General features: G+C 34.5%; 30 protein-coding genes. 4 read left to right on the top strand and 26 right to left on the bottom strand.

Annotated features, from left to right (window positions below; all coding sequences use genetic code 11):
• Positions 1 to 9: 9 nt before the first annotated feature.
• The 10 genes from hrcA to LO754_RS15680 form a co-directional block, all read right to left on the bottom strand.
• On the bottom strand, positions 10 to 1,038 hold the full coding sequence (gene hrcA, locus LO754_RS15635; RefSeq protein WP_231784748.1) for a heat-inducible transcriptional repressor HrcA: 1,029 nt from the start codon (positions 1,036 to 1,038) through the stop codon (positions 10 to 12).
• Positions 1,039 to 1,127: 89 nt separating this feature from the next.
• The gene (gene hemW, locus LO754_RS15640) at positions 1,128 to 2,273 is read right to left on the bottom strand and encodes a radical SAM family heme chaperone HemW (protein ID WP_231784749.1); all 1,146 of its coding nucleotides are present in this window, start codon (positions 2,271 to 2,273) and stop codon (positions 1,128 to 1,130) included.
• Between the two features lie 363 nt (positions 2,274 to 2,636).
• Positions 2,637 to 3,806, bottom strand: a complete 1,170-nt coding sequence (chrA, locus tag LO754_RS15645) for a chromate efflux transporter (RefSeq protein WP_231786340.1) — start codon at positions 3,804 to 3,806, stop codon at positions 2,637 to 2,639.
• An 89-nt stretch (positions 3,807 to 3,895) separates the two neighbouring features.
• Positions 3,896 to 4,735: a DUF4179 domain-containing protein gene (locus LO754_RS15650; protein WP_231786341.1), complete on the bottom strand. Its 840-nt coding sequence runs from the start codon at positions 4,733 to 4,735 to the stop codon at positions 3,896 to 3,898.
• A 209-nt stretch (positions 4,736 to 4,944) separates the two neighbouring features.
• A complete protein-coding gene (locus LO754_RS15655; protein WP_231786342.1) occupies positions 4,945 to 5,877 on the bottom strand; it encodes an SDR family NAD(P)-dependent oxidoreductase in 933 nt (310 codons plus the stop codon).
• An 86-nt stretch (positions 5,878 to 5,963) separates the two neighbouring features.
• On the bottom strand, positions 5,964 to 6,533 hold the full coding sequence (locus LO754_RS15660) for a TetR/AcrR family transcriptional regulator (RefSeq protein WP_024363057.1): 570 nt from the start codon (positions 6,531 to 6,533) through the stop codon (positions 5,964 to 5,966).
• Between the two features lie 220 nt (positions 6,534 to 6,753).
• A complete protein-coding gene (locus LO754_RS15665) occupies positions 6,754 to 7,179 on the bottom strand; it encodes a GatB/YqeY domain-containing protein (RefSeq protein ID WP_231784750.1) in 426 nt (141 codons plus the stop codon).
• Positions 7,180 to 7,244: 65 nt separating this feature from the next.
• A complete protein-coding gene (locus tag LO754_RS15670; protein WP_231784751.1) occupies positions 7,245 to 7,607 on the bottom strand; it encodes a DUF7310 family coiled-coil domain-containing protein in 363 nt (120 codons plus the stop codon).
• Between the two features lie 147 nt (positions 7,608 to 7,754).
• The gene (locus LO754_RS15675) at positions 7,755 to 8,477 is read right to left on the bottom strand and encodes a DUF3658 domain-containing protein (protein ID WP_435892072.1); all 723 of its coding nucleotides are present in this window, start codon (positions 8,475 to 8,477) and stop codon (positions 7,755 to 7,757) included.
• Entirely contained in the window at positions 8,407 to 8,814 is a 408-nt protein-coding gene (locus tag LO754_RS15680) for a DUF1835 domain-containing protein (RefSeq protein ID WP_231784753.1), read from the bottom strand. The genes LO754_RS15675 and LO754_RS15680 overlap by 71 nt, the downstream gene beginning before the upstream one ends.
• 261 nt (positions 8,815 to 9,075) lie before the next feature.
• Between LO754_RS15680 and LO754_RS15685 the strand changes: the two genes are divergently transcribed.
• Positions 9,076 to 9,894: a pyridoxal-phosphate dependent enzyme gene (locus LO754_RS15685; RefSeq protein WP_435892038.1), complete on the top strand. Its 819-nt coding sequence runs from the start codon at positions 9,076 to 9,078 to the stop codon at positions 9,892 to 9,894.
• A 200-nt stretch (positions 9,895 to 10,094) separates the two neighbouring features.
• On the opposite strand, the gene LO754_RS15690 is transcribed toward LO754_RS15685, so the two are convergent.
• The 9 genes from LO754_RS15690 to LO754_RS15730 all read right to left on the bottom strand — a co-directional run bounded on the left by LO754_RS15690 (position 10,095) and on the right by LO754_RS15730 (position 15,670).
• Entirely contained in the window at positions 10,095 to 10,790 is a 696-nt protein-coding gene (locus LO754_RS15690; RefSeq protein WP_024363062.1) for a VOC family protein, read from the bottom strand.
• Between the two features lie 121 nt (positions 10,791 to 10,911).
• A complete protein-coding gene (locus LO754_RS15695) occupies positions 10,912 to 11,250 on the bottom strand; it encodes a cupin domain-containing protein (RefSeq protein ID WP_024363063.1) in 339 nt (112 codons plus the stop codon).
• An 85-nt stretch (positions 11,251 to 11,335) separates the two neighbouring features.
• On the bottom strand, positions 11,336 to 11,539 hold the full coding sequence (locus LO754_RS15700) for a hypothetical protein (protein ID WP_025220044.1): 204 nt from the start codon (positions 11,537 to 11,539) through the stop codon (positions 11,336 to 11,338).
• A 12-nt stretch (positions 11,540 to 11,551) separates the two neighbouring features.
• Positions 11,552 to 12,040 carry a tetratricopeptide repeat protein gene (locus LO754_RS15705; RefSeq protein ID WP_231784754.1) on the bottom strand — a complete coding sequence of 163 codons (489 nt, stop codon included), beginning with the start codon at positions 12,038 to 12,040 and terminating at the stop codon, positions 11,552 to 11,554.
• Between the two features lie 60 nt (positions 12,041 to 12,100).
• Positions 12,101 to 12,754, bottom strand: a complete 654-nt coding sequence (locus LO754_RS15710; RefSeq protein ID WP_231784755.1) for an SMI1/KNR4 family protein — start codon at positions 12,752 to 12,754, stop codon at positions 12,101 to 12,103.
• A 170-nt stretch (positions 12,755 to 12,924) separates the two neighbouring features.
• On the bottom strand, positions 12,925 to 13,122 hold the full coding sequence (locus tag LO754_RS15715) for a hypothetical protein (protein ID WP_025220047.1): 198 nt from the start codon (positions 13,120 to 13,122) through the stop codon (positions 12,925 to 12,927).
• Between the two features lie 218 nt (positions 13,123 to 13,340).
• A complete protein-coding gene (locus tag LO754_RS15720) occupies positions 13,341 to 13,880 on the bottom strand; it encodes a S8 family serine peptidase (protein ID WP_080653331.1) in 540 nt (179 codons plus the stop codon).
• Between the two features lie 343 nt (positions 13,881 to 14,223).
• Positions 14,224 to 14,859, bottom strand: coding sequence for a DUF2306 domain-containing protein (locus LO754_RS15725; RefSeq protein WP_024363067.1), 636 nt, complete (start codon positions 14,857 to 14,859; stop codon positions 14,224 to 14,226).
• A 277-nt stretch (positions 14,860 to 15,136) separates the two neighbouring features.
• Entirely contained in the window at positions 15,137 to 15,670 is a 534-nt protein-coding gene (locus tag LO754_RS15730) for a DUF6143 family protein (protein ID WP_231784756.1), read from the bottom strand.
• Between the two features lie 228 nt (positions 15,671 to 15,898).
• Here LO754_RS15730 and LO754_RS15735 point away from each other — a divergent pair, with 228 nt between their 5' ends.
• Positions 15,899 to 16,522, top strand: coding sequence for a hypothetical protein (locus LO754_RS15735; protein WP_024363069.1), 624 nt, complete (start codon positions 15,899 to 15,901; stop codon positions 16,520 to 16,522).
• Positions 16,523 to 16,689: 167 nt separating this feature from the next.
• Here the strand turns inward: LO754_RS15735 and LO754_RS15740 are convergent, their stop codons facing one another.
• Entirely contained in the window at positions 16,690 to 17,418 is a 729-nt protein-coding gene (locus tag LO754_RS15740) for a coiled-coil domain-containing protein (protein WP_024363070.1), read from the bottom strand.
• A gap of 160 nt (positions 17,419 to 17,578) precedes the next feature.
• Positions 17,579 to 17,950 carry a winged helix-turn-helix transcriptional regulator gene (locus LO754_RS15745; RefSeq protein ID WP_107893877.1) on the bottom strand — a complete coding sequence of 124 codons (372 nt, stop codon included), beginning with the start codon at positions 17,948 to 17,950 and terminating at the stop codon, positions 17,579 to 17,581.
• A gap of 129 nt (positions 17,951 to 18,079) precedes the next feature.
• On the opposite strand from LO754_RS15745, the gene LO754_RS15750 reads away from it, so the two are divergent.
• Positions 18,080 to 18,706 (top strand): nitroreductase family protein, encoded by a 627-nt coding sequence (locus LO754_RS15750; RefSeq protein ID WP_231784757.1) that lies wholly within the window; start codon positions 18,080 to 18,082, stop codon positions 18,704 to 18,706.
• Between the two features lie 389 nt (positions 18,707 to 19,095).
• Here LO754_RS15750 and LO754_RS15755 read toward each other — a convergent pair whose 3' ends face one another.
• The 5 genes from LO754_RS15755 to LO754_RS15775 form a co-directional block, all read right to left on the bottom strand.
• Positions 19,096 to 19,842, bottom strand: a complete 747-nt coding sequence (locus LO754_RS15755; protein ID WP_231784758.1) for a hypothetical protein — start codon at positions 19,840 to 19,842, stop codon at positions 19,096 to 19,098.
• Positions 19,843 to 20,240: 398 nt separating this feature from the next.
• On the bottom strand, positions 20,241 to 21,245 hold the full coding sequence (locus tag LO754_RS15760) for an MFS transporter (RefSeq protein ID WP_231784759.1): 1,005 nt from the start codon (positions 21,243 to 21,245) through the stop codon (positions 20,241 to 20,243).
• Between the two features lie 207 nt (positions 21,246 to 21,452).
• Positions 21,453 to 22,064: a hypothetical protein gene (locus tag LO754_RS15765; protein ID WP_231784760.1), complete on the bottom strand. Its 612-nt coding sequence runs from the start codon at positions 22,062 to 22,064 to the stop codon at positions 21,453 to 21,455.
• A 101-nt stretch (positions 22,065 to 22,165) separates the two neighbouring features.
• Positions 22,166 to 22,702 carry a helix-turn-helix domain-containing protein gene (locus LO754_RS15770; RefSeq protein WP_231784761.1) on the bottom strand — a complete coding sequence of 179 codons (537 nt, stop codon included), beginning with the start codon at positions 22,700 to 22,702 and terminating at the stop codon, positions 22,166 to 22,168.
• A 126-nt stretch (positions 22,703 to 22,828) separates the two neighbouring features.
• Complete coding sequence (locus LO754_RS15775; protein ID WP_231784762.1) at positions 22,829 to 23,050, bottom strand: helix-turn-helix domain-containing protein; 222 nt, start codon at positions 23,048 to 23,050, stop codon at positions 22,829 to 22,831.
• 186 nt (positions 23,051 to 23,236) lie between these two features.
• On the opposite strand from LO754_RS15775, the gene LO754_RS15780 reads away from it, so the two are divergent.
• A complete protein-coding gene (locus tag LO754_RS15780; RefSeq protein ID WP_231784763.1) occupies positions 23,237 to 23,458 on the top strand; it encodes a helix-turn-helix domain-containing protein in 222 nt (73 codons plus the stop codon).
• Positions 23,459 to 23,488: the final 30 nt, after the last annotated feature.

Genomic DNA, 23,488 nt, shown 5'->3' on the forward strand with positions numbered 1-23,488 from the left:
TCCTCATTATCATTCACTACGATTCTTCGTAAAGGCTTGAGATAAGTCCATGCGCATTACTTCAAGCAAAGCAACAACACGCTTGTAATCCATACGCGTTGGACCAATAATTGCAATAGTACCCTGTTGATCCTCACCTATTGAATAAGTCGTCGTGATGACACTACAGTTTTCCATTTCTAACTGCTGATTTTCCGAGCCTATACGAATATGAATACCCGATTCGTTCGGATGGAAAAGCGACTGCACTTGGCTAGTCGTTTCCATTAAGTCCAAAATCATTCGGACTTTATTTAAATCGTGGAATTCCGGTTGGTTGAACATATTTGTTTTACCACCATAGAAAATTTTACTTTCCGAATTTTGCATCGTAGCTGAAACGAGCGAATGGATAAAATCATCCGCCGATCGAACATGTTGCTGCAAGATAGCCAGAATTTCAATTTCCAGCTTTTTATGGATTTCATCTAACGAAACACCGACTAAGCGCTCATTTAAAATGTTCACCATTTTTTCTAGTTCAGCAGCGGTAAAATTAGGTGGTAAACTAAACATGCGGTTCTCAACATGTCCGTTATTCGTTACGATAATCGCTACTGCCGCGTCGCTTGAGAGTGGCACGATAGAAAAACGCTTTACTCGATGTCTTTGGACATCTGGTCCTAAAAGAATCGATGTATACGATGTCAGCTCAGATAAAATATTCGCTGATTTTCGGATAATGTGCTCTACTTCTACTAGACGTTCGTTGAAAATCGATTGAATTTGCTGAATATCCCGTGAATTAATGCCCTGTGGATTCAACAAATAATCTACATAAAATCTATACCCCTTTTCCGAAGGCACTCGACCAGAGGACGTATGGGTTTTTTCTAAGAACCCTAATTCCTCTAAATCCGCCATTTCGTTTCTAATAGTGGCTGGACTAAATGTAATCTCTTGTTTTTTTGAGATTTGGCGAGAACCTACCGGCTGTGCAGACATAATGAAATCGTCTACGATTACTTGCAATATCTGTAATTGCCGATTTGTTAGCATGATCATCACCTCTGTTAGCACTCAACTAAGAGGAGTGCTAATACTATTATTAAGTTATCAAATCCCACATTTTATGTCAACGATATCGCTCAATCTTCTAGCAAAAATTGTTGAAAAACTTCATTCCCGACAAATCGTCCCTTGCGTGTAAGCCGAATGCCTACAGCATCGTGTGCCAAAAGCCCTTCTGATACTAGCTTATCAATGACATGTCCATAACGGTCCATCATTGACTCATTAAATCTTTCTTCATATATATTGTGTGTAATTCCATCCGTTTTACGCAGCCCTAAAAACATTTGTTCTTCGCGTTGTTCAGTTGCTGTTACATCATGCTCCTGCATGATAGGTAAGTCCCCCGCATTTACAGCATCCATATATTTTTTTAAAGGACCATAATTTGAATAACGCGTGCCATTCATATAGCCATGTGCACCTGCGCCAAAACCAGCATATTCATCATTTTCCCAATAAATTTTATTGTGCGTTGAAGTAAAGCCTGCTTTCGCAAAATTGCTGATTTCATATTGCAAATAACCATGCAATTTCATTTCTTGCATTAGCACTTCATACATATCCGCTTCTAAATCTTCCGTTGGTAAGCTCAGTTTCCCTTTCGCATATTGATTATAAAAAATTGTTTTTGGTTCTACGATAAGAGAGTAAGCTGAGAAATGTGGTAGCTCAAGCGCAAACGCTTTATCTAGTGAATCTTTCCATTGCGCCATCGTTTGACCAGGCAAACCATACATTAAATCGATGCTTATATTTTGGAAACCGACCTTTTTAGCGAGTGCAATTGTATCGTAGACGTGCTTATTGCTATGTGTGCGACCAATTTTTTTCAATAATTCTTGGTTAAATGATTGAACGCCCATACTTAAACGATTGACGCCTCCATCAAACAAGGCATGCATTTTCGCCTCTGATAATTCATCTGGATTCGCCTCTGATGTAAATTCTGTCACACGATCCATTGGAATATACGTGCGAATCTTGTTGAGCAATCTCGTCAATTGTTCTGGAGATAAAGCAGTCGGTGTTCCACCGCCAAGAAATATCGTTTCAATTTGTTGAAAATGTTGCGGATATTTTTCCGTAGCAAGCGCCATCTCCTTGCCAAGTGATTCTATATATTCATCCACAGGTTGATTTTTAAAGTAAAATTTGTTGAAATCGCAATAATTGCAAATTTGATGACAAAAAGGAATATGAATGTAAACACCTCGTGCCATAGCTATCCCTTCTTTCTTGTTGAGTTTTTCCATTTCTTCATTATAAACAAACGAAATAAAGAACGCTATGAATCCATCCAGATATTTAAAAGAACTGTAAAAACATTGTTTTATAAAAGTGAACTCTCATAACGTCTTTGCAAAAATTAAAAAGCAAAAACTAGTATCAAGATACGTACGCAATATATTTTATATAGAAGATAGAACATGACAATTCAGCTAACATGATGACACACCGCTCGCGGAACCTACCTTTGGAATGGAAAAGTTTCATTTGCTTCTACAATAAGGAACACTTTATCTAAAAAAAAAAAATCAAAACTACCATCATCATGAGTAGTTTTGATTTTTTTATGTTTGCTCTTAATAACATAGCAATCCCACTATTATGCCAAGCACGACCAGTATATAAGGCGGGACTGCCCAGCGCAAGGATAGCAACAAAAATATAGCCGCTAAAAGAATATCTAATCCACTTAGAATTGTTTGGGTCACAATTGGATGGATAAAAGCACTAGCTAAAATCCCAACAACCGCAGCATTAGCACCAGCCATTGCACCTTTTAAAGCCACATGCCTGCTCATAGTGAGCCAAAAAGGCATTGCCCCAACAATTAAAAGAAATGCAGGTAGGAAAATTGCAATCGTTGCAACCACTGCTCCTGGCACGCCAGCAATGACCATCCCAATATAAGAAGCAAATGTGAACAATGGACCTGGAACTGCCTGTGTAAGACCATAGCCTGCTATAAAGTCAGATGCGCTCATTAACCCACTTTGCACAAACTGCGTTTCGAGTAACGGTAATACTACATACTCGCCACCAAATACGAGGGCACCTGCTAGATAACATTTTTCTATAATTGTTAATAAGTCATCTTTTACAAATGAATTAGCTATTGGTAATGCAATCATTAACATAGCAAATAATGCTAAAAGTAAACCACCTGTTGTTTTAGATATAGGTAAGTTTTTTTGCGCGGTATCATCTACACCGTTCGTTTGCTTAAACAGCCGTGCACCTATTGAAGCTGCCAATGCGATGACAGTAACTTGTGCAAATGGATTTCCCCAAAATTGGAGCGTTAAAAGCGCCAAAATTGCTATTATCAAGTGCACTACGCTAGGAATTAACTTTTTGGACATATCCCAAATGGCTTGTGCCACGATGGCAACAGCAACCAATTTCAAGCCTTGAATCCATCCCATATCTATCTCTAGATGCGAGTAAAAATAGGCAAATAGAGTTAATAGTAATACAGATGGTAACGTAAACCCAAGAAAGGAGGCTAAGCTTCCCAACAGTCCACCACGTAGTAAACCAATGCCCATTCCTACCTGACTGGATGCAGGCCCAGGGAGAAATTGACTAAGTGCCACTAAGTTACTGTACTCTTTATCTGATAACCATTTTCTTTTTTGCACGTATTCAATTTGAAAAAAACCTAAATGCGCTGTTGGACCCCCAAAAGACGTACAGCCTAATTTAAAGGAAATAAGAAAAATCTCTAACAACTTTGGCAAACTGTTCACTACTTTCCATGTGATATACAATCATATTACACGGAGAATATCTTATAATAGATTAAGATATTGTAAAATTTACTTAAAGCATCGAATATTCATTTCTCGCGTATTTTGATAGCTGGGCCACTTTTAACATCACTTGCAGTAACAGGAATCAGTTTATATGTCTTATCTGTTAGATAGCGTGCATCGAAGCGAATCCCCCACTTTGTATGTTCTTCATTTAATGTATAAGAAGAATCTTGACGCCATGTTTTGCCTGATTGCGATACAATATTAAAATTTAACGATTCATTTGTAGTTTCTTGTGTCTCAACGTATACTGTAGTTGAAATCGGTGTAGATACAACTTTTTCTACCTTAATTTCCTGACCATCACTAAGCTTAATGGTTTTATTAACCGCAATTACTTTTCGATCCGCTTGCAGTTGCTTTTGAGATGCTTCTACCTTAAATGCCCAAGGCTCAGGAATGGGCTTTTCCCAATTCCAATCGTTATAGAGGATATTCAGCTGCAACAGTTCATCTTGAGGTAAATCACGCATTTTAACACTGCTATATATTGTATAAGTATTTTCTGATTGGGCAATGGTCTGACCACCATTTCGAACGGTATAATTTTGACCGTTCACGAGTACTTGCGGAAAGAAAAAAATTTGATAGTCGAAATTTACATCTTTCGCCGGTTCAAAAGTTGCATTTAACAATAGTTGATTATCATCAACCATCACCTCGTTTAAAGTCAATCTCCCAAAATCATTTTCTGTTGATTGACCAACAAGTGTTTTATAAGCTGCAAAATCCGACTGATTATCATTAAAAATAGAAGAGACAACGCGGCTACCTACCATTAATAAACCGGCAACAAATAAAATACTTACTACAATGATTACCCATTTACGTTTTCCTTTTTTCGGGATACACTTCATGCACATGCGATTCAATTGACAAACAAACACCCCCAATCCCTTTAATCTATCAACGAGTACTTCCCTATGATTCATTGTAATAACGAGCTAGGCATTATATAACTAAATAAGTGCCAGTCACTTACACAATTTAATAAAAATCCACGTAGATTTCTGTGAACTACTTTGTACCCGCAGAAACCGAAGTGAATTGTTATACTTTAGGAAAACTGATTTTATCCCCTCTTCTTCAACCATAGCAACGTTTGTTGTAAGCCTTCCTGATAACTAGTCTGTGGCAACGTGCCAATCAAGCTTTCATACTTTGCCCCGCTCAAAATAACAGGCTCCTCTGTTAAATACATCATCTCCTTCATTTCCTTCATAAACGGAGAAAAGATTGCTAAAATACCAATCATTGCGTTGGAAACCGTTCGTACTTTCTTTTTATAACCCGTAATATCTCGAATTATCTCCAATAATTGTTCTCCTGTAATAGGATGCACAGCCGGCACATTCCAATTCTGATTATATGTGTCTGAGCGCAATGCCAATTCAACGATTGCTTTAGCTCCATCGACTGTATAGAGGAATTCTCTAGCCACTTGCATATGCCCAACGAAGTTTGCCTTTTTATTACTAATAACACTTTTTAATGTTTCATTTAGAATTGTATTTTCTGCATTGGGGCCATATAAATCAGGCATATGGACGATTAATGAAGGCACACTACTAGCCTTCAATTTATTTTCCATTGCTAATCGTATCTTCCCCTTTTTCGTATGAGGTTCTTTAATTGCCTCCTCTGTTACAATAGAAGATTGCCTACCATATGCGTAGATATTATCCACTAGTGCAATCTTTGCTTGTTGCGTTTGTGCGACATTGATAATTGAATGGATACACTGAATATGTTTTTCTTCCCATTCTTGATAGGGGAAACTAATTGCATGAAACATAACATCAATCCCAACAGATGCCTTCCTTACATGCTCTTCATTAAAGACATCCCCAGGAAAAATCGACACATTCGAGTAACTTTCAAAAAGCGCTTGCAACTTCTCTTTCCCCCTAGCGAAAGCCACAACTTGTATGCCTCTAGCTGCTAATTCACTCACTATCGCAAAACCTATTCCACCTGAAGCACCCATGACTAATGCTTTTTTCATCATCTATTCCTCCTTTTAATTAACCACTGGTCAATAGATGTTAAAAGAAAACTCTAGATTCACTTTCACATCTAGAGCAACATTATTTAAGCCAATGCTTTAACGAGAAATTTAGCATGGACATCTACCGCCTCTTGCGCTTCATCATAGTTCATCACATAATGGTGATAATGTGAAACAAAACCGTGTAATGCAAGAAATGTTGAATGAATATCCGAAATGAACAATGTTTTTGCTGATAAAGCTTGAACCGATTGCGCAAATTTTTCATAGCTAAGATTAGCAGCCTCTTGCGATAATCCATCGATATGAAGATCTTTCGTCATAAACATCAATTCATATTGGCTTTGATAGTTTAATCCAAATTTCATAAAGCCAACAAAGACATCGTAAAGTTTGTTTTGATACTCTCCAGTTCCATTTACAATGTCATCTAACATTTGATTTAATTCAGTAAAATACTCACCTATAATGCAATAAAATAATTCCGCTTTATTTTTAAAATGATAGTAAATTGCTCCATGACTACATCCAAGTTCTTTCGCGATACTACGCATGGAAACTTGGTGAAAACCCTTTTCAATAAACTGTTTATGAGCTTCGTCAACAATCATCTTGAGTGTCAATTCTTGTGCTGATGGTTTACGTGGCGACATGGAATCCTCCTTTAACTGACCAGTGGTTAATTAATAGTATAGAATGTTTTCATTTATTTGGCAAACCTTAATTTTAATAGAAATCATTTTACGGTTCCTCTTCTAAACATTGTATTAAGCAAAACCTCTATTTTCTGACAGTGATTAAATGGTGCGATCCTGCACAGACAATAAATAAAGGATGCCAACACTACTTCGTCAGCGATCCTTCAATTTATTATTAAATTAAACTTTTTACTACTTTAGATATAACGGCACCTTCTGCTTGACCAGATAATAATGGTTTTGCAATCTTCATCGCTTCACCCATATTCATACCTTTACTAACGCCTGCTGCTAGTAATTTTTCAGCAATTTCCGCTTCGCTTAATTGCTTAGGAAGGAAGGTTTTTAATAACACTAATTTTGCTTCTTCTTTTTCGATTAAATCTGCACGGCCAGCATTTTGCGCGCCTTCTAATGCCTGATTCGTTTGTTTTACTTCACGATTAATAATGGCAATCTCCTCTGGTTGAGTTAGAGGTTCACCTTTTTCTTTCTCTGCTAAATCTAATGCTGATTTAACTAGTGTTAGCACACCTTTTGCTAAGACATCCTTTTCCTTCATTGCTGTTTTTAGTTGTTCAAATACTGCTGATTTTAACATCCAACTCACTCCTCTATCATTGCTAATTGTCAATGATTATTGCACATTGTGACGACCAAAACAAATTATTTTGCTTTCTTCAACATTTCCACATCGGCCTTTGTTTCTAATATGTCAAGTGTTAACACGTTCATCTTTGCATCCACTTTATCTATTTTTGCACTAAGATTTTGTTCTACTGAATCTAGTTTCGTTTCTAGCGAATTTAGTCTTGTTTCAACCGACCCTAGTCTTGTTTCTAATGAATCTAGTCTCGTTTCAACCGACCCTAGTCTTGTTTCTAATGAATCTAGTCTCGTTTCAACTGAATCTAGTCTTTTGTCTAGCGCTTTGATTTGTTGTTGAATCTCTGTTTTCACGCCCTGCACTTGTGTAGAGAGCTCCAAAATAGCTTGAAGAATTGCATTTTGATTGATTTCAGGATTCATAATCGACTTCCTTTCTTCAAATTTATCTATTCGTTATTTATTCACTCGTTATGTTCACTGATAAATGTTGCTAATCGACTAGAGTTATTCAAACTCTACTACACTATTCTATCTATGCTTTTTAATGAAGTCAAAACATCAAAAATTTCAATTTGTCAAGAATTCGTCTTGCAATTTCACTTCATAAAATCGCATTGCCTTCAAATCTCCTTGATACGAAAAAACCCCCTGCTTGATTAATGTTCGTAAACGATACTCAATCCACTCGTCTCCTGTAAATTGTTGCATATGTCCGTATACTTCACCTATTAAACGTGCCGCTTTCTTAAACGTTACGGTACCCTCTTCTTGATACATCCGCTTGGCACATTCAATAATAAAATCATCATCTCGATTTTCATGTAGGCTATGTAATAGCCCATCACATGTCCATGTTCGTAACAGATGGACTTTATCTGCTAATAAGCTTTTACCTTCCTTCATTAAGGCTTCCCTTGCTTCATTTTTTAGTTCATCCATAGCAAGCTGTTCATAAAAATACAGGAGGTTTTCTTCATTCAATTCTCCTGAAGTTCGTGGATAATCCGCTATTTGTGGTTGCATCTCCTTTTCATGAAAAGCCTTATACGTATCAATGACTCGCACTGCATTCACTTTGCCTTCTAGCATGGCTAGTACAAGTCGTAATCCTGTTTGTTCATGTGCATTTTGGCATGTCCAAATAACGATTTTTTGATGTGGTAAAATATTGTTTATTTTCTCTATTGCAGTTTGCATACATTGTCGATAATGATTACGTTCAGCCTCGTCCATATTGTATCGCTTGTTGAACCATCCAAGTCTCGCTTCTATTCCCGAAGCTTGATGTATATCTTTTACTTACCAATCGATAAATTATCTGGCAAACAATAATATCCTCTGTCTTTTGATATTCTAACGTTCTAAATGCTGCTTTTAGACTTCCGGCTGGCGAATCACCAAAAACAATATGTATTGTCTGCGCTTTATCCATTTGTTCCTTATCTTCTGTCATATGTAGGAGTATTTGCTGCATGTCCTCTCTCGACTTTCCATTTAATAGAGATATGAAAAGCATTGACTTTGCTTCCGCTTCACTTAGTTGATTGATTCTTTCTTTTAATCGGTTAACATCTTCCAACATTCCATTCAAATCCTCTCCACCATTCATTTTTCTAGTTACTATCATAACAGCATTCCCATTTCTCTTATCATAGCGCAATTCATGTTTTTTCTAAAATGTTCAACAACGCAAATAATTGACCTTACCCTCCACTTCTCTTTAAAACAACTAAAACTTTAAATTTAACTAAAGTGATTACTTTTTTCTATTAATCGAACCATTCTTTCTATCAGAAAATGTATTGCTCATAAGGATTTATCATGCTAAGATGCCAATAATTCCTACAAAACTAATTTGTTAAGTAGGTAAAATAAAGGGGATGATGATATGGGTCAAATTATTGCCAATACCATAAAGCAGTCGATAATCGAGTTAATAGGGCATACACCACTATTAGCGTTAAATCAGTACACGAAAGAACTACAACTTGAAGCGGAAATTATTGCGAAGCTAGAATATTTTAATCCTGCGAATAGTGTAAAAGATCGTATTGCTAAAGCGATGATTGAGGATGCTGAAGCACGTGGAGTTTTAACAAAGGACAAAACGATTATTGAAACAACAAGTGGGAATACTGGTATTGGGCTTGCAGCTATCGCAGCAGCAAAGGGCTATAAGTTACGTATCTACATGCAAGATGGTGTAAGCGAAGAACGAACAAAGGTTGTGAAAGCATATGGAACCGAGGTTGTTCCATTTTCCGATGTACCAGAGATGGTAGCGGCATTTGAAGAAACTGATGGCGATTTTGTTGAAACCATTAAAGTATTTAGAGAAACTGTCGTTGATAAGGATGAAAATGTCGTCTTTCTAAATCAACTGGATAATGAAGCCAATCCTAACATTCACGAACGCACTACTGGGCCAGAAATTTGGGAGGACACAGCAGGACAAATTGATATTTTTGTTGCTGCAATAGGTACAGGAGGCACCATTAGTGGTGTAGGTGCTTATTTAAAATCCAAAAATCCAGCCATACAAATTATAGGCGTAGAACCCGCTATTAATTCTATCGCTACAGTTGAACAGCCTGATATTATTGAAATTACAGGTGTGCATCGCTTTTCAGATGCACAGGAAGCGCGCGTTCCGTCTAATGTTCATCTTGATCGGATTGATGAAGTGTTAGAAGTAGAAACAGATTAGGCCTATAAAGCTGCTCGCACTGTAGCGCAAACAGATGGTGTTTTAGTAGGTACATCCTCTGGTGCGGCATTGTTTGTTGCAACAACGCTTGCTAAACGTCCCGAAAACAAAGGAAAACGTATAGTCGTACTCTTTCCAGATACAGGATTGCGCTATTTATCTACCGATTTATTTTAACGATAAAACGAAGGATAGCCTTGTTATCTATCCTTCGTTTGTTCTGAAATAGCAAAATTGCCTTTAGCTGTCATAGATATCACAATCTCTTTATTTACCTCTATTTGAATAGGGCTGATAATCGCTTTACGCGTAGAGAAATACCAAAGACGTTCACTTGGACCAATTAATAGATGGGCACCCTCTTCGTAATTTCCCATAAAGGTTAGCGCATCTGGGCGAATATCTTCTCCCTTTAATGGCGTTATATCATATTCCTTTAAACGGTCTACGACGTCTGCAATCGCATCTGTGGTTAAATTTATTTCTGCTATATTCAGTATATGTTGAATAGAAAATGTATCGGCATTAACGCTCGGATTGATTTGCTGCCGTGCTATCAACTCTACTACATTGTTCTCAGCATCATAAAAATAGCATGAATAGGCATCGATTGTTTTAAAATACACTTCATCGACTCCGTCCAAACTTAATACGTCTACACGCTCTTTTGCCCATTTTTTCGCTAACTGAAATAAATTACTAGGGATATTGAAGGCGAAATGATATTGCTTTGCAACAGAAGCCTCTATTTTTTCGAATCGAACTTTGCTCTCCCCAGCAGCTATGTCAAAAAAATGGGTCCCCTCATCTAATAATTCAAATCCTAATAAGGTACAGTAAAATTCCCTCATTTTATGTAAATCATACGCATAAAGTTTTATTTTAAAAATTTTCATAAATCACTCATCCCCTTAGCCCTTAGCTTCTGATACCATTTACTGTACTAAATAACAGATGAATGTTCCTCATACAAAAGAATGAAGATTCAGAAAACATACTTTAGGTTCCTATATAACCTTATATCGGCGTACGATCTCCTCTACTATTTGGCTGTGAAACAACTAAAAATTCCACATCCTCCTGTGAATCATTGCGCATTTGGTGTGGTTGAAATGGTGGTACTTCAACCCCTTCATGAGGCAATAATATAATCCGATCTTCGCCTATTTCCATTGTTGCTATACCTGATAGCACGAAAAAGAATTGTTGTGCTTGATGGTGGTAATGACAAACTTCCGTTGTATTGGCAGGCATCCGTTCATGAATAATACTTAATTCATTATTTTTAACTAAATGCCAGCCATCACATTGTTTACCCCAAATGTAATGCTCCGCATGTTCTTTACTAATTTTCAACTAAAACAACTCCCTGTTCAAATAGGCCATCTATTCTAATTTCCCTTTTAGAATCAGCCATTCTGGTTTGCGTGAATTTGGACTGCTATTGTACTTTTATTTTTTCAACAGTGGCAACATACATCGATTCTTTTTGTATTTTAATGTACTGATACTTGGTTTCCTTGCAGTACCCTTCACTCTTCAAATACTTTTTTAGTTGCGATTTTTTAACAAAAACTTTTTCTGCTTCTTCATATTCTTGGTCATCTGTTTTTTTAGTAATAGCCATCATATAAAACTTCGTCACATTATTCCCCCTTTATTGCCATACTTTATCTAATTGATGTGCATAAAAATGAATCGCATTTTTATAACTAAGTATTTCCGCATCTCTTGTCGTATGTAGCAAGCATTCTAGTAAAAGCTCCATCGCCTTACTATGCTCGTCTAGATTATATAAAGTCATGGCATAAAAGACTTGTAATGCTTTATTAGTCGGAAATAAGTCGATTCCTTTTAAAAACGTCGATTGTGCTTTTTTATACTGTCCTAACGTTCTATATGTACTACCAAGCCCTATAAACGCACCCTCTAACTCTTTGCCTGATAGCCCTTGCTGAATTGCTTTTTCATAGTATGGTACCGCTTGAGACTCTTCTCCTAAAACATCAAAGCTCCAAGCACATTGATAGTTCACAAACGCATCATTTGGGTATTGTTCTACCATTTTTAACATCAAGTGATTTGATTCTTTCTTCTTTTCCTCATTACGTAATTGGATTGCCCTTGCAAGTTGTTGTTCGTACAATGTTATTAGCTCCTTTTAAACAATATGACACTTTTCTTAAGCCCCGTCATGCATCCCAAATTAAATTGTTAATTTCATTAAACTTCTAAATCGTTTTGCATTTTGACTGTCTGGTAAAAGACCACTTCTAGCATTCGATGTAAATGCTAGCCACTGCCAATCTTCACCACCAACAAATGCTAACCTAGACCATTTTTCCAGAAAATCAATAAAGTTGTCCGCTAATTTATAGCCATGTCCTTCCCCATCATCATGACTTAAATAAACAATAGAAGCATCAGCATTGTTATCAACGATATCAAATGCAATGTAATCTCCATTGCCGACCTCGTAAAAAGCAAATGTATGATGCCATACTTTATCGTAATCATGTTGTGGATCTGAAAAAACTTCCTTAATCCACGCGTTTTTATCATTATTTATCTCGTTCAATAATTCCAAATCCCAATGAAGCATTCCACTAAAGATTCCATCCAGTTCACCTTCCAGTTGGTAATCATCTGGAAAAACCCAACGGAAGTAAAATGCTGATGAAAACTCCACAAGCACTTTTTTAAAACTTTCAGGAATTTGGAAACCTAATTGGTTCTCACAGTGCGCAATTTGTTGTAGCGTCGCAGGGGCACCAATATCTACTGTTGATACTTCTCCACCAATCGCAACTATTCGCTCCACTATATTCTGAACTCTCTGCTCAAATATACGATAATCCATGGCAATCCCCTCTCTCCTACAACCAAAATGTGTTACTTTCTTATTCTTTTATCATAATACACATACGGTATTTCGTCAGTTATATTTTTCCATTATTTCAGGATTCGTTGCACAATAAAAAATGACCAAGGTCACATCGTTTGCTTACTTGGTCATCTTATACCCGTATATTAACACGTTGTCTTTTTACACTTTTTAATTTGATAGACGACGCCAATAATTACATTTGCAACAAAAAGAAAATTAAATGGATTAAAAACTATCCACATTACATTGGCTTCTAAAGCAAGTTGTAATAGAATCCATAAAATCCAAATAACAATTTGACTTAATATCATTGGTATACTAAACCAATCTCTTATTTCCATATATCAACATCCTATTAATCTATTAAGATCACGACTCTCTTTTCGACTTTTTGTATTCTTTATAACTCAAATAAATGGAAATAATTATTAAAATAGCCATAAAAAAGTTAATGGTAGATTTGGCATCTGAAGATATAGATAAATATGATGCACTACAACTTATCACGGCTGCTATTATTGCTAAATAATATGGTCTTATTTCCATATAACTAGCCCCCTTACCAAGTACTGATTTTCATCAATGCTTGTAAATACGTTAATTCTTCATTATTAATAGACTTTAATAACGATATAATCGTATCATCAGTTAACGCTACATTTTTCGAAAAGGCATAATCTTTTAATAGTGCAATATAGCCTGATATTAAGGCTGTTGCCTGCGATGTACCAGTAGTTTTAATTATAGTCCCATCGGAATGGATTGTTGATATCTCGTGACCAGGTGCGTTAATCGTTGTTTTTTGCGAACCGCTTGTTAAATCAAGTACATTTCCTGAAGTATCTATCGCCCCAACTGAAATAACTTCATCTAAAATTGCAGGATACATCAATTCAGTATTTCCATAATCTCCTGAGGAAGCTACTACTGTAACACCTTTATTTACTGCTAATTTTATCGTTTCCGTAATATCTTTATCTTCAAAATGGCTAGCCATACTTAAATTAATAATAGAAACATCTTTTTGGACAGCCAATTCAATTGCATTCTTGATAATTGTTGGTGCAACTGAATCAATTACGATACCTCTAGTTAGTATAACTTCACCCTATTAATTAAATGTAAAACCTAAAACTTCATTTGTGATGTCAATTTGAAAAGTAATATTATATAATATCAACAGCGTATAACTATAGCTAAACTATCCCCGAGTTAACAATAATTTATCATTGATAATGATTCTCACACAATAGTCAAATTACTTTATTTTTTAAGAAAATTTAGACATTTTTTAATAATAATTTTAGGATTACATAAAAAAATATCATCTTTCCGATGGCTTTTATTTTTCTTTTTTTAAATTCTACCCTCCCAATTTGGCAGCCTTTTTGATACGAATAGACAATAAAAACCACCCTAAATCGAGTGGCATTTATCCTAACCTATATAACTATTGTGCTTCTTTCTTGAAGTGTCCGCCCAATAATCCACTGCGCAACTATAAGATTTGGCACCCAACATAACCACGAAATAATAGGATAACTAATCATAAAATTTTCGAATCCAAATAATGCAGTAAATAATGGTAGCCAGATTCTTAAAGTTACTGCAGCAAAAGTTAATGAATAATTGCGTATCATCCATTTTTGGTGTTCATAAACATTATGTTTTTTAATGTTCGTAACCGCTTGATAGCCGGTAATGATCCAGAAAATAGCTAACAAACTAAAACCGAGCTGTGACACAAATCCGCCTGTAGCATAAAACGCTAAATAAAGACCTGCAATACTGCCGAATAAAATGCCTATCACATAGACCTTCCCTGCTATACGATGACACTTCCTATTTTTTTCTCTAAACTTTGAAGATAGCGTAAAGGGTCCTATTACTAAAGCCACTATACTAAATACAATATGGATATAAAGCAAGGTATACCAAAGCGAATCCAATGTATCCATAAACATCAGTTTCATGTGAACAAAGCCTGCCTGATGGGCATCCATTATTAAATATTGAACTATGGAGTATCCAGCTATTCCAATAGCTAAGCAGCTAAATATTAACGTAATTTTTTTCATTTTACAGTCCCCTAAAAAATGATTTATCCAAAAATATCGTGCTACATTCTTAATGTAACACGCCATTTTAGAAGATTTGTAATTCATACAGTAAGTGGTAACTTAATGTGTATAAGAGGTTTTAAATTGTGACTATCATTGCATTTAGCTATTGTAAAATAAAGTAATCTCCCCATAAAAAATATTCAATACATATAATATAGTCAACAATTAACGATGAACGCTGGCATTACCCAATCGAATGTACACAAGCGAATCTTCTTTGGCGGAGATATATTTATTTCTTAATCTTTTTTTCAAACCAGCCAAATGCCACTTCTGCCTCGATATATTCATCATTGGGTGAAACTAAAAAAATAACAAATGACTCTCCTGATGGAAAAATAAATTTTCCATCTTCATCACTTACCAATGTACTTTGTAGTGGTACAATTCGTTTAAATACATTTACGCCTTGTTTTGGAAATCCACTTACAAGTTCAGCAAACTCAATTTTCACTTCGGGCTTTGGAAGTGGCGAAATGGCTTGATTTGCAGATGTTACGTTTTTAGAAATCATCGCATTTCCAGGAGGTATTGCATTAAACCAAATTTCAGCAACAAACGGTTGATTCGAATGATTTGTAATGGTAAACGCATTTACATATAAATCTACATTTGAATAATGCGGATTACTCAAGCTTCCCCAGGCATTCTTCCCTTTCCCTAAACAAATCGGTTCCGTTTGACCAACAAAATATCGTCCTTGTATGGATTGATACAATGGATTAGGAATATTAACAGCTTTAATAAAACGGTCATGATTTTTCATAAATACACACCACTCCTTTTTACACTGTATGTAGAGAGGATAAAAATGTGTATTCGAAAATTAAACTAATGCAACCTAATTTATTTCTCTAGTAACTACATTTCATGATTTTTCACTCGCAATATATAGGTGATAATTTACAAGATATAAAATGAATAGCTATATTGTATGTAAACACAGCCTTTTCTTCTAACTTTTGAATAAGTTAGCGTAAGGAGGTGATAAAACTTGAGTGAGAATAAAACTAGAAATACGAACACTGAAATCAATCAATTTTATAAAGCTGTGGAAGATTTAAATGATGCAGCAGGTGCATTTTTCCGCATTCCTGTTTTTTTTAGCCATCAAAACCTTTTTACTTTAGGATCAGCACAACCACCACTATCTAATGAGCAACGATTTATTATTCGGATGTTTAACGAAATTAAACAGGTGCTTCTTTTCCCAAGAACCATTCCGAATACAGACCAATATCCCAATACTACAATAGAGAATGTCCGGACAATAGTAAACTCTAGTTATGGAACAGCTGCGGCTCTATTAAAACCAACTCGGCGAACGGATCAACTTGAACCTTATTCGCCTTTCTTACAAATAGAACCATCCATGTCTCTACAACGCGGACTTCCTTTACTTCTTGTAAAACAAAGTACAATCAAAGCAGGTGGTATCTGGGGAGATGCAGGTCCACTTGCCCCTTATACCCCATTAATATGGTTTTCTGAAACGACAACTGTAGATGAATTTTTTGATAGTATAGCTTGGAAAGAAGCATTACAAAACTGGGCAGGGCAAGTACGAAGTGGCTATTTTATTCAAACAAACCCTGAATATAAATACACATGTGATTAATAGCTATTTTGCTACCATGCATATGGCTACGATCCTTTTGCCATGTCCATAATAATTAGATCGCACCCAAAAGCCCAGTCTCATAATTTTGAGAACTGGGCTTTTTTCAATCTTCACAATAACAGTTAATCTGTCAAATTTGCTCAATATGGTGATGGCTAGTTACTTTAACTGCCTTCTTCCGCTGTCAGTTTATCCTGTTGTTGTTTGGTTTTAGATTCTTTAAGCTCATCAATAAGAGTAGTTAAAGATGCTTCTTTATGTAAATCTTTATCTTCAGCATTTTGAAGGTGATCGGCTACTTTTTCTTGCACAGTTTGAATCCGATCCTCTAAATCTGAGAGTTTTTCATATTTTTTATCAATAAAAGTACCCCGGCTAGCATCTAACGCTACTTCACTCGCAAGACGATTTTGTTCGCGTCCTAATGAATTTCTCGACAATTCTAATGTTTCCATTTGTTCTAGTGAAACAGATTTGCCCAAAATATCCTCCAGTGAATTGGCAGGTTGTTCTTTCTTTATTTCTTGATCCTTTTGGTTTGTCGCTTTCTTTTGCTCTTCCATCTGCTGTTCAGCTATTTGGGCATCAATTTCAGCTATTTGTTTTTCAAAATCCTTTAGCTGTTCTTTAATAGACGATAAGTCGCCTCCGTTTTCTAACGTCCGTTCGCTTAAATCACTTTTCATTTGTTGAACGCTCTCACGTTGCTTCATTAAACTTTCAATCAGACTCGTTTTAGCTTGCTGACCTTTAAACAAATTTCGTGCTTGTTGCCCTATTGTTAATGTATCTTTACGAATTAGAGCATTTTGCTGAATCGTTTTAGGTCTATTGGAAGATACATTTGACACTTTAATGAAGTTCGTAGAATTACTATCATGCGTTATTTTCATATTTTACCACCTCATAATCTATATCGACAATTTTTTGGCATTTTAAATGAAATCTAGTTAAACCTAATATTGCCTCAATCTAGAAAAAACAGCTACTCACTTTTTAAATAAATGTTTGATTCATTATTTATAGTACCTGTAGAAGCAAGACGAGTTGCCATTACACGTTATTTTGAGCACCGCGGAACAAATCACAATCAATTTGTTGATCTTTATCTAGACCTTTTATACCTGCATATGTATTTCCCCATTCACACATTGTGTTTAATACTGGTACAAAAGATTTTCCTAAATCCGTTAAGCTATATTCTACTTTTGGCGGTACTTCTTTAAATATTTCTCTTCGTACAAGACCATCTCTTTCTAACTGTTTCAATTGATCTGTTAAAACTTTTTGTGTAATGCCAGGTATTAACTCATAAAACTCTTTTGTTCTTACTGATTTTTGACTTAAGAAAAAAAGAATTAAACATTTCCATTTACCACCTGCTATATTCATAAAAATATTAATTCCCGTATTATAGTTCACCATCTAGTTTCCTCCCAACGCTAAATAGGCACCTTTAAGTGGCTATACCACTTTAAAGTGCGTTATTTTCTTCTATATTATTGCTTACTATAATTAAAGCTGCAAGACAATAAAAATTTCGGAGCTGATAGCATGAGTGTAAAAAATATTTTGGAAAAAAGACGTTCAGTTAGACATTATGATGCAAGTTATAAAATAAGTTCAGAACAAATAAGTTCATTAGTTGAAAGTGCAAGTAAGTCACCTAATGGAAATAATATCCAAGCTACACGATACTTAATTATTGATAATCCGTACTTAAGAAATTTAATACTACCTATAGCCTTTCATCAGCAACAAGTAATAGAAGCTTCAACTTTAATTGTCATGTTGGGTGATTATCAGGCATTTGACAAAAAGAATATTATCGACATACATGAGGAAGGCTTCCAAGCGGGGTATTACGATCAATCACTAAGGGATTATCTAGCGGATGCTGCAATCAATTATTACAAACACCAATCCAAGGAAGATTTAAAGCTTGAATTAACTAGAGATGTAAGTCTTGCGTCCATGTCATTTATTTTATTAGCAAACGAAACGGGTTTTGACACGATTACTATGTCAGGCTATGATTCTAAAAAATTAAAAGACATCTTGCATATTTCTGACAGGTATTTAGATGTAATGCTCATAGCTGTTGGGAAAGGTACGAAAGCCGGTCATAAAACAGTAAGACACGATGTAAATAAGATCATTTATAGAAACGAAATCAGTTAATGTTTTGATAGTCTCTGATTAACAAAAGGCAAAACAATATGTTTTTCATGGAAAAAAGCTCAGGCTCAAAATTAATTGAGTACCTGAGCTTTTACATGGTTCTTGTTTACAACCTCTATTGATAAATCAGAATTACTTCGTATCGTCCATCTTCAGCACAGTCATAAATGCTTAAGGGTTTGTCGGTTGTTTTTCTTCGCTTATTTATTATCATTGGTGGGGATATCATGGGGAAAATAACAAAATGACCACCCATCACAGAGTGGTCTTTTATGGATTATTCAGCTAAGCACAAGACATCGATAATCAGCCTATTCGCATGTCCACAACCATAAAAAATAGCCCCCTTATCAAATAAAATAAGAGGGCTTTATATAATTCTTAATCTATCACTTATCTCCAACTGGCTTTAATAAATTCGCTGGAAGCCATGAACTTTTTGAGTCGGATTCACTAAATACTTCTAGATAACCATTAACTTCAGTACCTTGCGATTGAAAAACACTACCCTTATCATAAATTGTTTCAGATTTAGCTTCATCCAATGGTGTTCTTTTCCCACCTGCATCTTTTGTTAACTCAAAACGCTCTCCGGATTTACTATGTATAGTCTCAGCGATTTTAAGGTCTGTACCAGGATACTGATAACACGCCATCCAACTACCATCATCGCTTTGGCAATACTCCAGCAATTGTCCACTATTTGTATCCAAGAAAGAAATACCCCATCTACTTCTGAAATTAAATCCGTATGATCCGACCCTATAAATACCATCGCGATTAATAATAATATAAGTTGGTTCGTTATAAAAAGAGGAACGAATTTTTATTGGTACTTCTTTGAAAACTACCAAATCGGTTGCTTGTACTCGGTATTGCCCCATTTGATAGAATATTTTGTTATCATATTTTTCAATATCATACGTTCTAAAGAAGTTATTTCGCTTTACCACTAAAGATTCAAACGTACCATCTGAATTTTTCTTGTATACCTTAATGTCTTTTTTAAAGGTCATTTTCCCTGTTTGCCCTTTTACAACTTCCGCTCCATCATGCATCACTTTCGCTTCTGATTTCGTTGGATTTACTACTGCAAATACGAATGCTGCTAGTAACACAATAAATAATTTTTTCATTATTCTCCTCCTACTCAGTTATAAAAACATAATTTCTTAGTATTATATACCAGTAACTTAATATTATATCAACGGCCAAAGGATATAAAATTACTAATTAATAACCTCTATAAACGTTGTTATATCAACGTTACTTCGTATCATCCATTTTCAATACAGCCATAAATGCTTCCTATAGAAATGCTGTATTCAGGCGTATCTTTTTATACTTCTATATAACCGACAATCCTATGATATATAACGGTTTGTCGGTTGTTTTTTTATTTAATTTTATCTAGTTTTATCTTGGTTTTATCTCTACTTATTTTCTATCAATGGTGGGGATATGATGGGGAAAACAAACAAATAGACCACCCATCACGGAGTGGTCTTTTTGATTATTTTGTTCAAATAAAATATTATCTTTTAATCTCATTTGTATTATATAAATTTTCAATTTTCTCAGTAGCATCATCTATTTGTTCTAAGTATTCTTTATTCTTTTCTAACTTGCCAATAATGTCCTTAGTGTATAAACGACTTTTAGCTTCTTTTCTTTTAGCCTTGTCTATAAAATAATTAATATCTAGGTGAGTATTGTAAAGATTTACATCTTCAATAAGAAAAGTTTTATTTAATGTCTTTACATCCTTTATGATTCCATAAATTTCCTTATGACGAATTTGGATTGATTTAATCAATCTATTATTGTTCATTGTTGCTCTATGCAAAGATTTATTATGATTTTCCAATAATTTAATAATTTCTATTAAAGAAAAATTTTTATTGAATGACATTGTATTTTCATTTAATTCATCAAATAATAATTTTATTCTTGGTAAATCATCATTAATTTTATTAATTTGTTTTTTTAAAGATATTGGCTTAATCACGGATAATAAGGAATTCAACAACATCGCTACTGTTAGAGATCCTACCATATTTATTAAAGCCGAATACAAAAAGTAATAATACTCATCATCTGTAATATCACTCGAATTAATATTATTTATCCATAGAAAAGAACTAAAAAGAACTATATAAACTAATAAAATAACTATTACATAAATGAAAATAAATAAAAATTTTCTAAATTCTCTTGCAGAAAATCTATATTTATCACTAAAATGAATTATTAAAGTTGCAATAGCTCCTGAAATCATAAACACAATTATATTTCCAGAGATTATTTTGTAGTCTCTCTTTAATGGTTTAATATATTTACAATTATTTAAATCAGAATGGCCTTCGGATTGGCACTTTTCAAGTGATTGTGCCAATTCTTTTAGATTAGTGTTATTCACTTTCGTTTGGTATTCATTTTGCATTTTAAAACAAAAAAGCATAAATATAATTAAAGCTATTAAAACTACAAAAGTGAAGAATTTATTATTACTATATACATCGTAAAATTTTTTATACATTATTGATCACCATATTTTATTTCTACTGTATTTCTACTGAATTCCAAATAAGTACTCTACTATAAATACACAATCTTTTATAGACTTTTGTTTAATGGGATAATACTCGCTCATCCAATCGGGTCCCACAGAAGTTAAATTATAGTACAAACCCGCCATCAAGGAATGGTCTTTTAATTTATTTTAATAAAGTGCTTTTAAAATTAACTATGGTAAAAGCTGTTGCATGGTAGTTAAATAATCATTATATGTTCTCCAACCAAGTACATTAAGCGCTACATACTTCGCTTTATTTTCTTTTATAGTTAAATCCAAATCAGAACCAAATGCCTGATGGAGATTCATAAAACAATCTTTCACATTATTTCGGAATACTCCTTCTTCAAAATGGAGACTTTGATTTCTACCCTGTAAAATAATATTGTGTATAGGCTCTCCAGATTTTGGTTCAATAAATGTATTTTGAATCTTTTTTTCATGAACTGAAGAAAGGCCTTGTTTTGCTATTTGGAGTATAGAGCCATATAACGTTCGTATTGAATTATCCCTAGTGTTATAAGCTTTTTCAATTTCTGCTTTTATGCTGTAAGCTTCAAATAGGTGTCTTGCATAACCATGACGATTTGCATACACTCCAGGTGGTTCAAGATCATCGGCATCTTGGTCCGTAACATAATAAGCTTCAGTCATAATTCTGCTTGAAGAATCTACATGCTTATTCAATTCTATTTTTAGTATATCAATCTGATCTAACTCATGTGTAACGATATCAAATAGGCTTTGCGTTGCGAACTCTGTATCTATTAAATATTTATCCATTATCTTCACTCCCATTTATAGAATTTCCATTTATATTAAACTATCACCATTTTAACTAAAATTATACTTCTATTGTAAAAAATAATCTAATTTCATTTTTACTAATTCAGCCAGTTCTCTAAATTCGATCTACTAATTGATTGTGGAAGGCAATCGCGTTCATTTAGCCAGTTATAAAACCGTACTGGACGTTCTTTAAATTGAGTTTCTTCTATAGATAGCGAATTGTTCATCTTATTGCTTAGACGCTCTGTAGCTTTGTTAAAAGCACCTACAAACACAGCGCGTAATGTACTAGCTACATTCAAAGTACCTTCTTTAATATCCATTGCAATCTTGAATAGAACATTTTTAGCTTTAATGAAGTCAGGTGCATTTTGAACCTGTGCAGCTAATACAACCTTGTGTAATTCATCTTTAAAGCCATCAGCCAATGGCAAGCTATTCATGAAATCAAACAGCATCACTTGGTACTCGTTCATATACTCTGTTTTCTTTTCAGCTTGCAAAGCCAATTCATTACCAAGACTCATAATATTATTTGCTTGTTTAGAACTTAAAAGATTAAAAGAACTAGATGGTTGGTTTTCAGATTGTGGACGACAAACCGCGTCATTACTAACTTCATCGGATGTCATTCGTTGGGACACGCTCGATGGGACATAAGGTAAAATGCAATAAATACTAGCCCCTTTGATGCCGTTTAATTTCGTTCCTGGTACTTTTTCAATAATGCCTAATGACTCTAACTTTTTTACACTTCGTTAAACTGTCTTTGTACTGATTTCCAATGCATCAGCAATTGTAGAAGCTTTTAAATGACATGCTCCAGTATGTTCTAAGCTGTGAGAAGCAAGTTTATAAACAATGGCACGCTCTGATTCTGTTAAGTCATAATAATGAACCGCCATGTGGTCTTCCACACTCTTATCCATATCCGCTACTGAATCGAATTTTGTGTATTGTGCTAAGTATTCGAATGCCATCGTTTTCACCTTCTTTCTCAATTTTCTTAAAAGAAATCAAAGTATAAAAAATATATACTTACTGCATTTGTTATTTCGATTAAGTAAATCATAATTTCGTTTAAGTAAAATGTCAACATTTAATTTCTTTTAAGTAAATTATGGTTTATAATAAAAGTAGCATAATAATATGAGAGTTGGTGAAAGATGGGCACTGAATTAAAATCAAACCTTGGAGAACTTTTGAAAAAAAGAGGCTGGGATCAAAAAAAACTTGTAGAAGAAACGGGATTAAATCCACGTACTATTAGTGAATTAGTAAATGATAAAACAATCCGTATTAATAAGAATGCACTTGAAAAAATCGCCGAAGCACTTAACATAGACGATGTTTCAGAAATCATTCAATTTAAAAGAGCAGATAACTAAAAAGGTTGTCTGTTTTTTTATGTGTACTTT

The sequence above is a fragment of the Lysinibacillus sp. GJ-1 genome (assembly GCF_021166035.1).
Lineage (GTDB): Bacteria > Bacillota > Bacilli > Bacillales_A > Planococcaceae > Lysinibacillus > Lysinibacillus sphaericus.

Excerpts from the sequence above, each read along its gene's own strand:
- LO754_RS15750 (WP_231784757.1), top strand. The coding sequence starts at position 18,080 with ATGAGTGTAAAAAATATTTTGGAAAAAAGACGTTCAGTTAGACATTAT.
- hrcA (WP_231784748.1), bottom strand. The coding sequence starts at position 1,038 with ATGCTAACAAATCGGCAATTACAGATATTGCAAGTAATCGTAGACGAT.
- LO754_RS15650 (WP_231786341.1), bottom strand. The coding sequence starts at position 4,735 with ATGTGCATGAAGTGTATCCCGAAAAAAGGAAAACGTAAATGGGTAATC.
- LO754_RS15715 (WP_025220047.1), bottom strand. The coding sequence starts at position 13,122 with ATGGAAATAAGAGATTGGTTTAGTATACCAATGATATTAAGTCAAATT.
- LO754_RS15655 (WP_231786342.1), bottom strand. The coding sequence starts at position 5,877 with ATGAAAAAAGCATTAGTCATGGGTGCTTCAGGTGGAATAGGTTTTGCG.
- hemW (WP_231784749.1), bottom strand. The coding sequence starts at position 2,273 with ATGGCACGAGGTGTTTACATTCATATTCCTTTTTGTCATCAAATTTGC.
- LO754_RS15725 (WP_024363067.1), bottom strand. The coding sequence starts at position 14,859 with ATGAAAAAAATTACGTTAATATTTAGCTGCTTAGCTATTGGAATAGCT.
- LO754_RS15685 (WP_435892038.1), top strand. The coding sequence starts at position 9,076 with ATGGGTCAAATTATTGCCAATACCATAAAGCAGTCGATAATCGAGTTA.
- LO754_RS15775 (WP_231784762.1), bottom strand. The coding sequence starts at position 23,050 with ATGGCATTCGAATACTTAGCACAATACACAAAATTCGATTCAGTAGCG.
- LO754_RS15780 (WP_231784763.1), top strand. The coding sequence starts at position 23,237 with ATGGGCACTGAATTAAAATCAAACCTTGGAGAACTTTTGAAAAAAAGA.
- LO754_RS15665 (WP_231784750.1), bottom strand. The coding sequence starts at position 7,179 with ATGTTAAAATCAGCAGTATTTGAACAACTAAAAACAGCAATGAAGGAA.
- LO754_RS15765 (WP_231784760.1), bottom strand. The coding sequence starts at position 22,064 with ATGGATAAATATTTAATAGATACAGAGTTCGCAACGCAAAGCCTATTT.
- LO754_RS15690 (WP_024363062.1), bottom strand. The coding sequence starts at position 10,790 with ATGAAAATTTTTAAAATAAAACTTTATGCGTATGATTTACATAAAATG.
- LO754_RS15670 (WP_231784751.1), bottom strand. The coding sequence starts at position 7,607 with ATGAATCCTGAAATCAATCAAAATGCAATTCTTCAAGCTATTTTGGAG.
- LO754_RS15770 (WP_231784761.1), bottom strand. The coding sequence starts at position 22,702 with ATGACATCCGATGAAGTTAGTAATGACGCGGTTTGTCGTCCACAATCT.
- LO754_RS15760 (WP_231784759.1), bottom strand. The coding sequence starts at position 21,245 with ATGTATAAAAAATTTTACGATGTATATAGTAATAATAAATTCTTCACT.
- LO754_RS15680 (WP_231784753.1), bottom strand. The coding sequence starts at position 8,814 with ATGATAGTAACTAGAAAAATGAATGGTGGAGAGGATTTGAATGGAATG.
- LO754_RS15755 (WP_231784758.1), bottom strand. The coding sequence starts at position 19,842 with ATGAAAAAATTATTTATTGTGTTACTAGCAGCATTCGTATTTGCAGTA.
- LO754_RS15740 (WP_024363070.1), bottom strand. The coding sequence starts at position 17,418 with ATGAAAATAACGCATGATAGTAATTCTACGAACTTCATTAAAGTGTCA.
- LO754_RS15745 (WP_107893877.1), bottom strand. The coding sequence starts at position 17,950 with ATGGTGAACTATAATACGGGAATTAATATTTTTATGAATATAGCAGGT.
- LO754_RS15660 (WP_024363057.1), bottom strand. The coding sequence starts at position 6,533 with ATGTCGCCACGTAAACCATCAGCACAAGAATTGACACTCAAGATGATT.
- LO754_RS15730 (WP_231784756.1), bottom strand. The coding sequence starts at position 15,670 with ATGAAAAATCATGACCGTTTTATTAAAGCTGTTAATATTCCTAATCCA.
- LO754_RS15710 (WP_231784755.1), bottom strand. The coding sequence starts at position 12,754 with ATGGATTATCGTATATTTGAGCAGAGAGTTCAGAATATAGTGGAGCGA.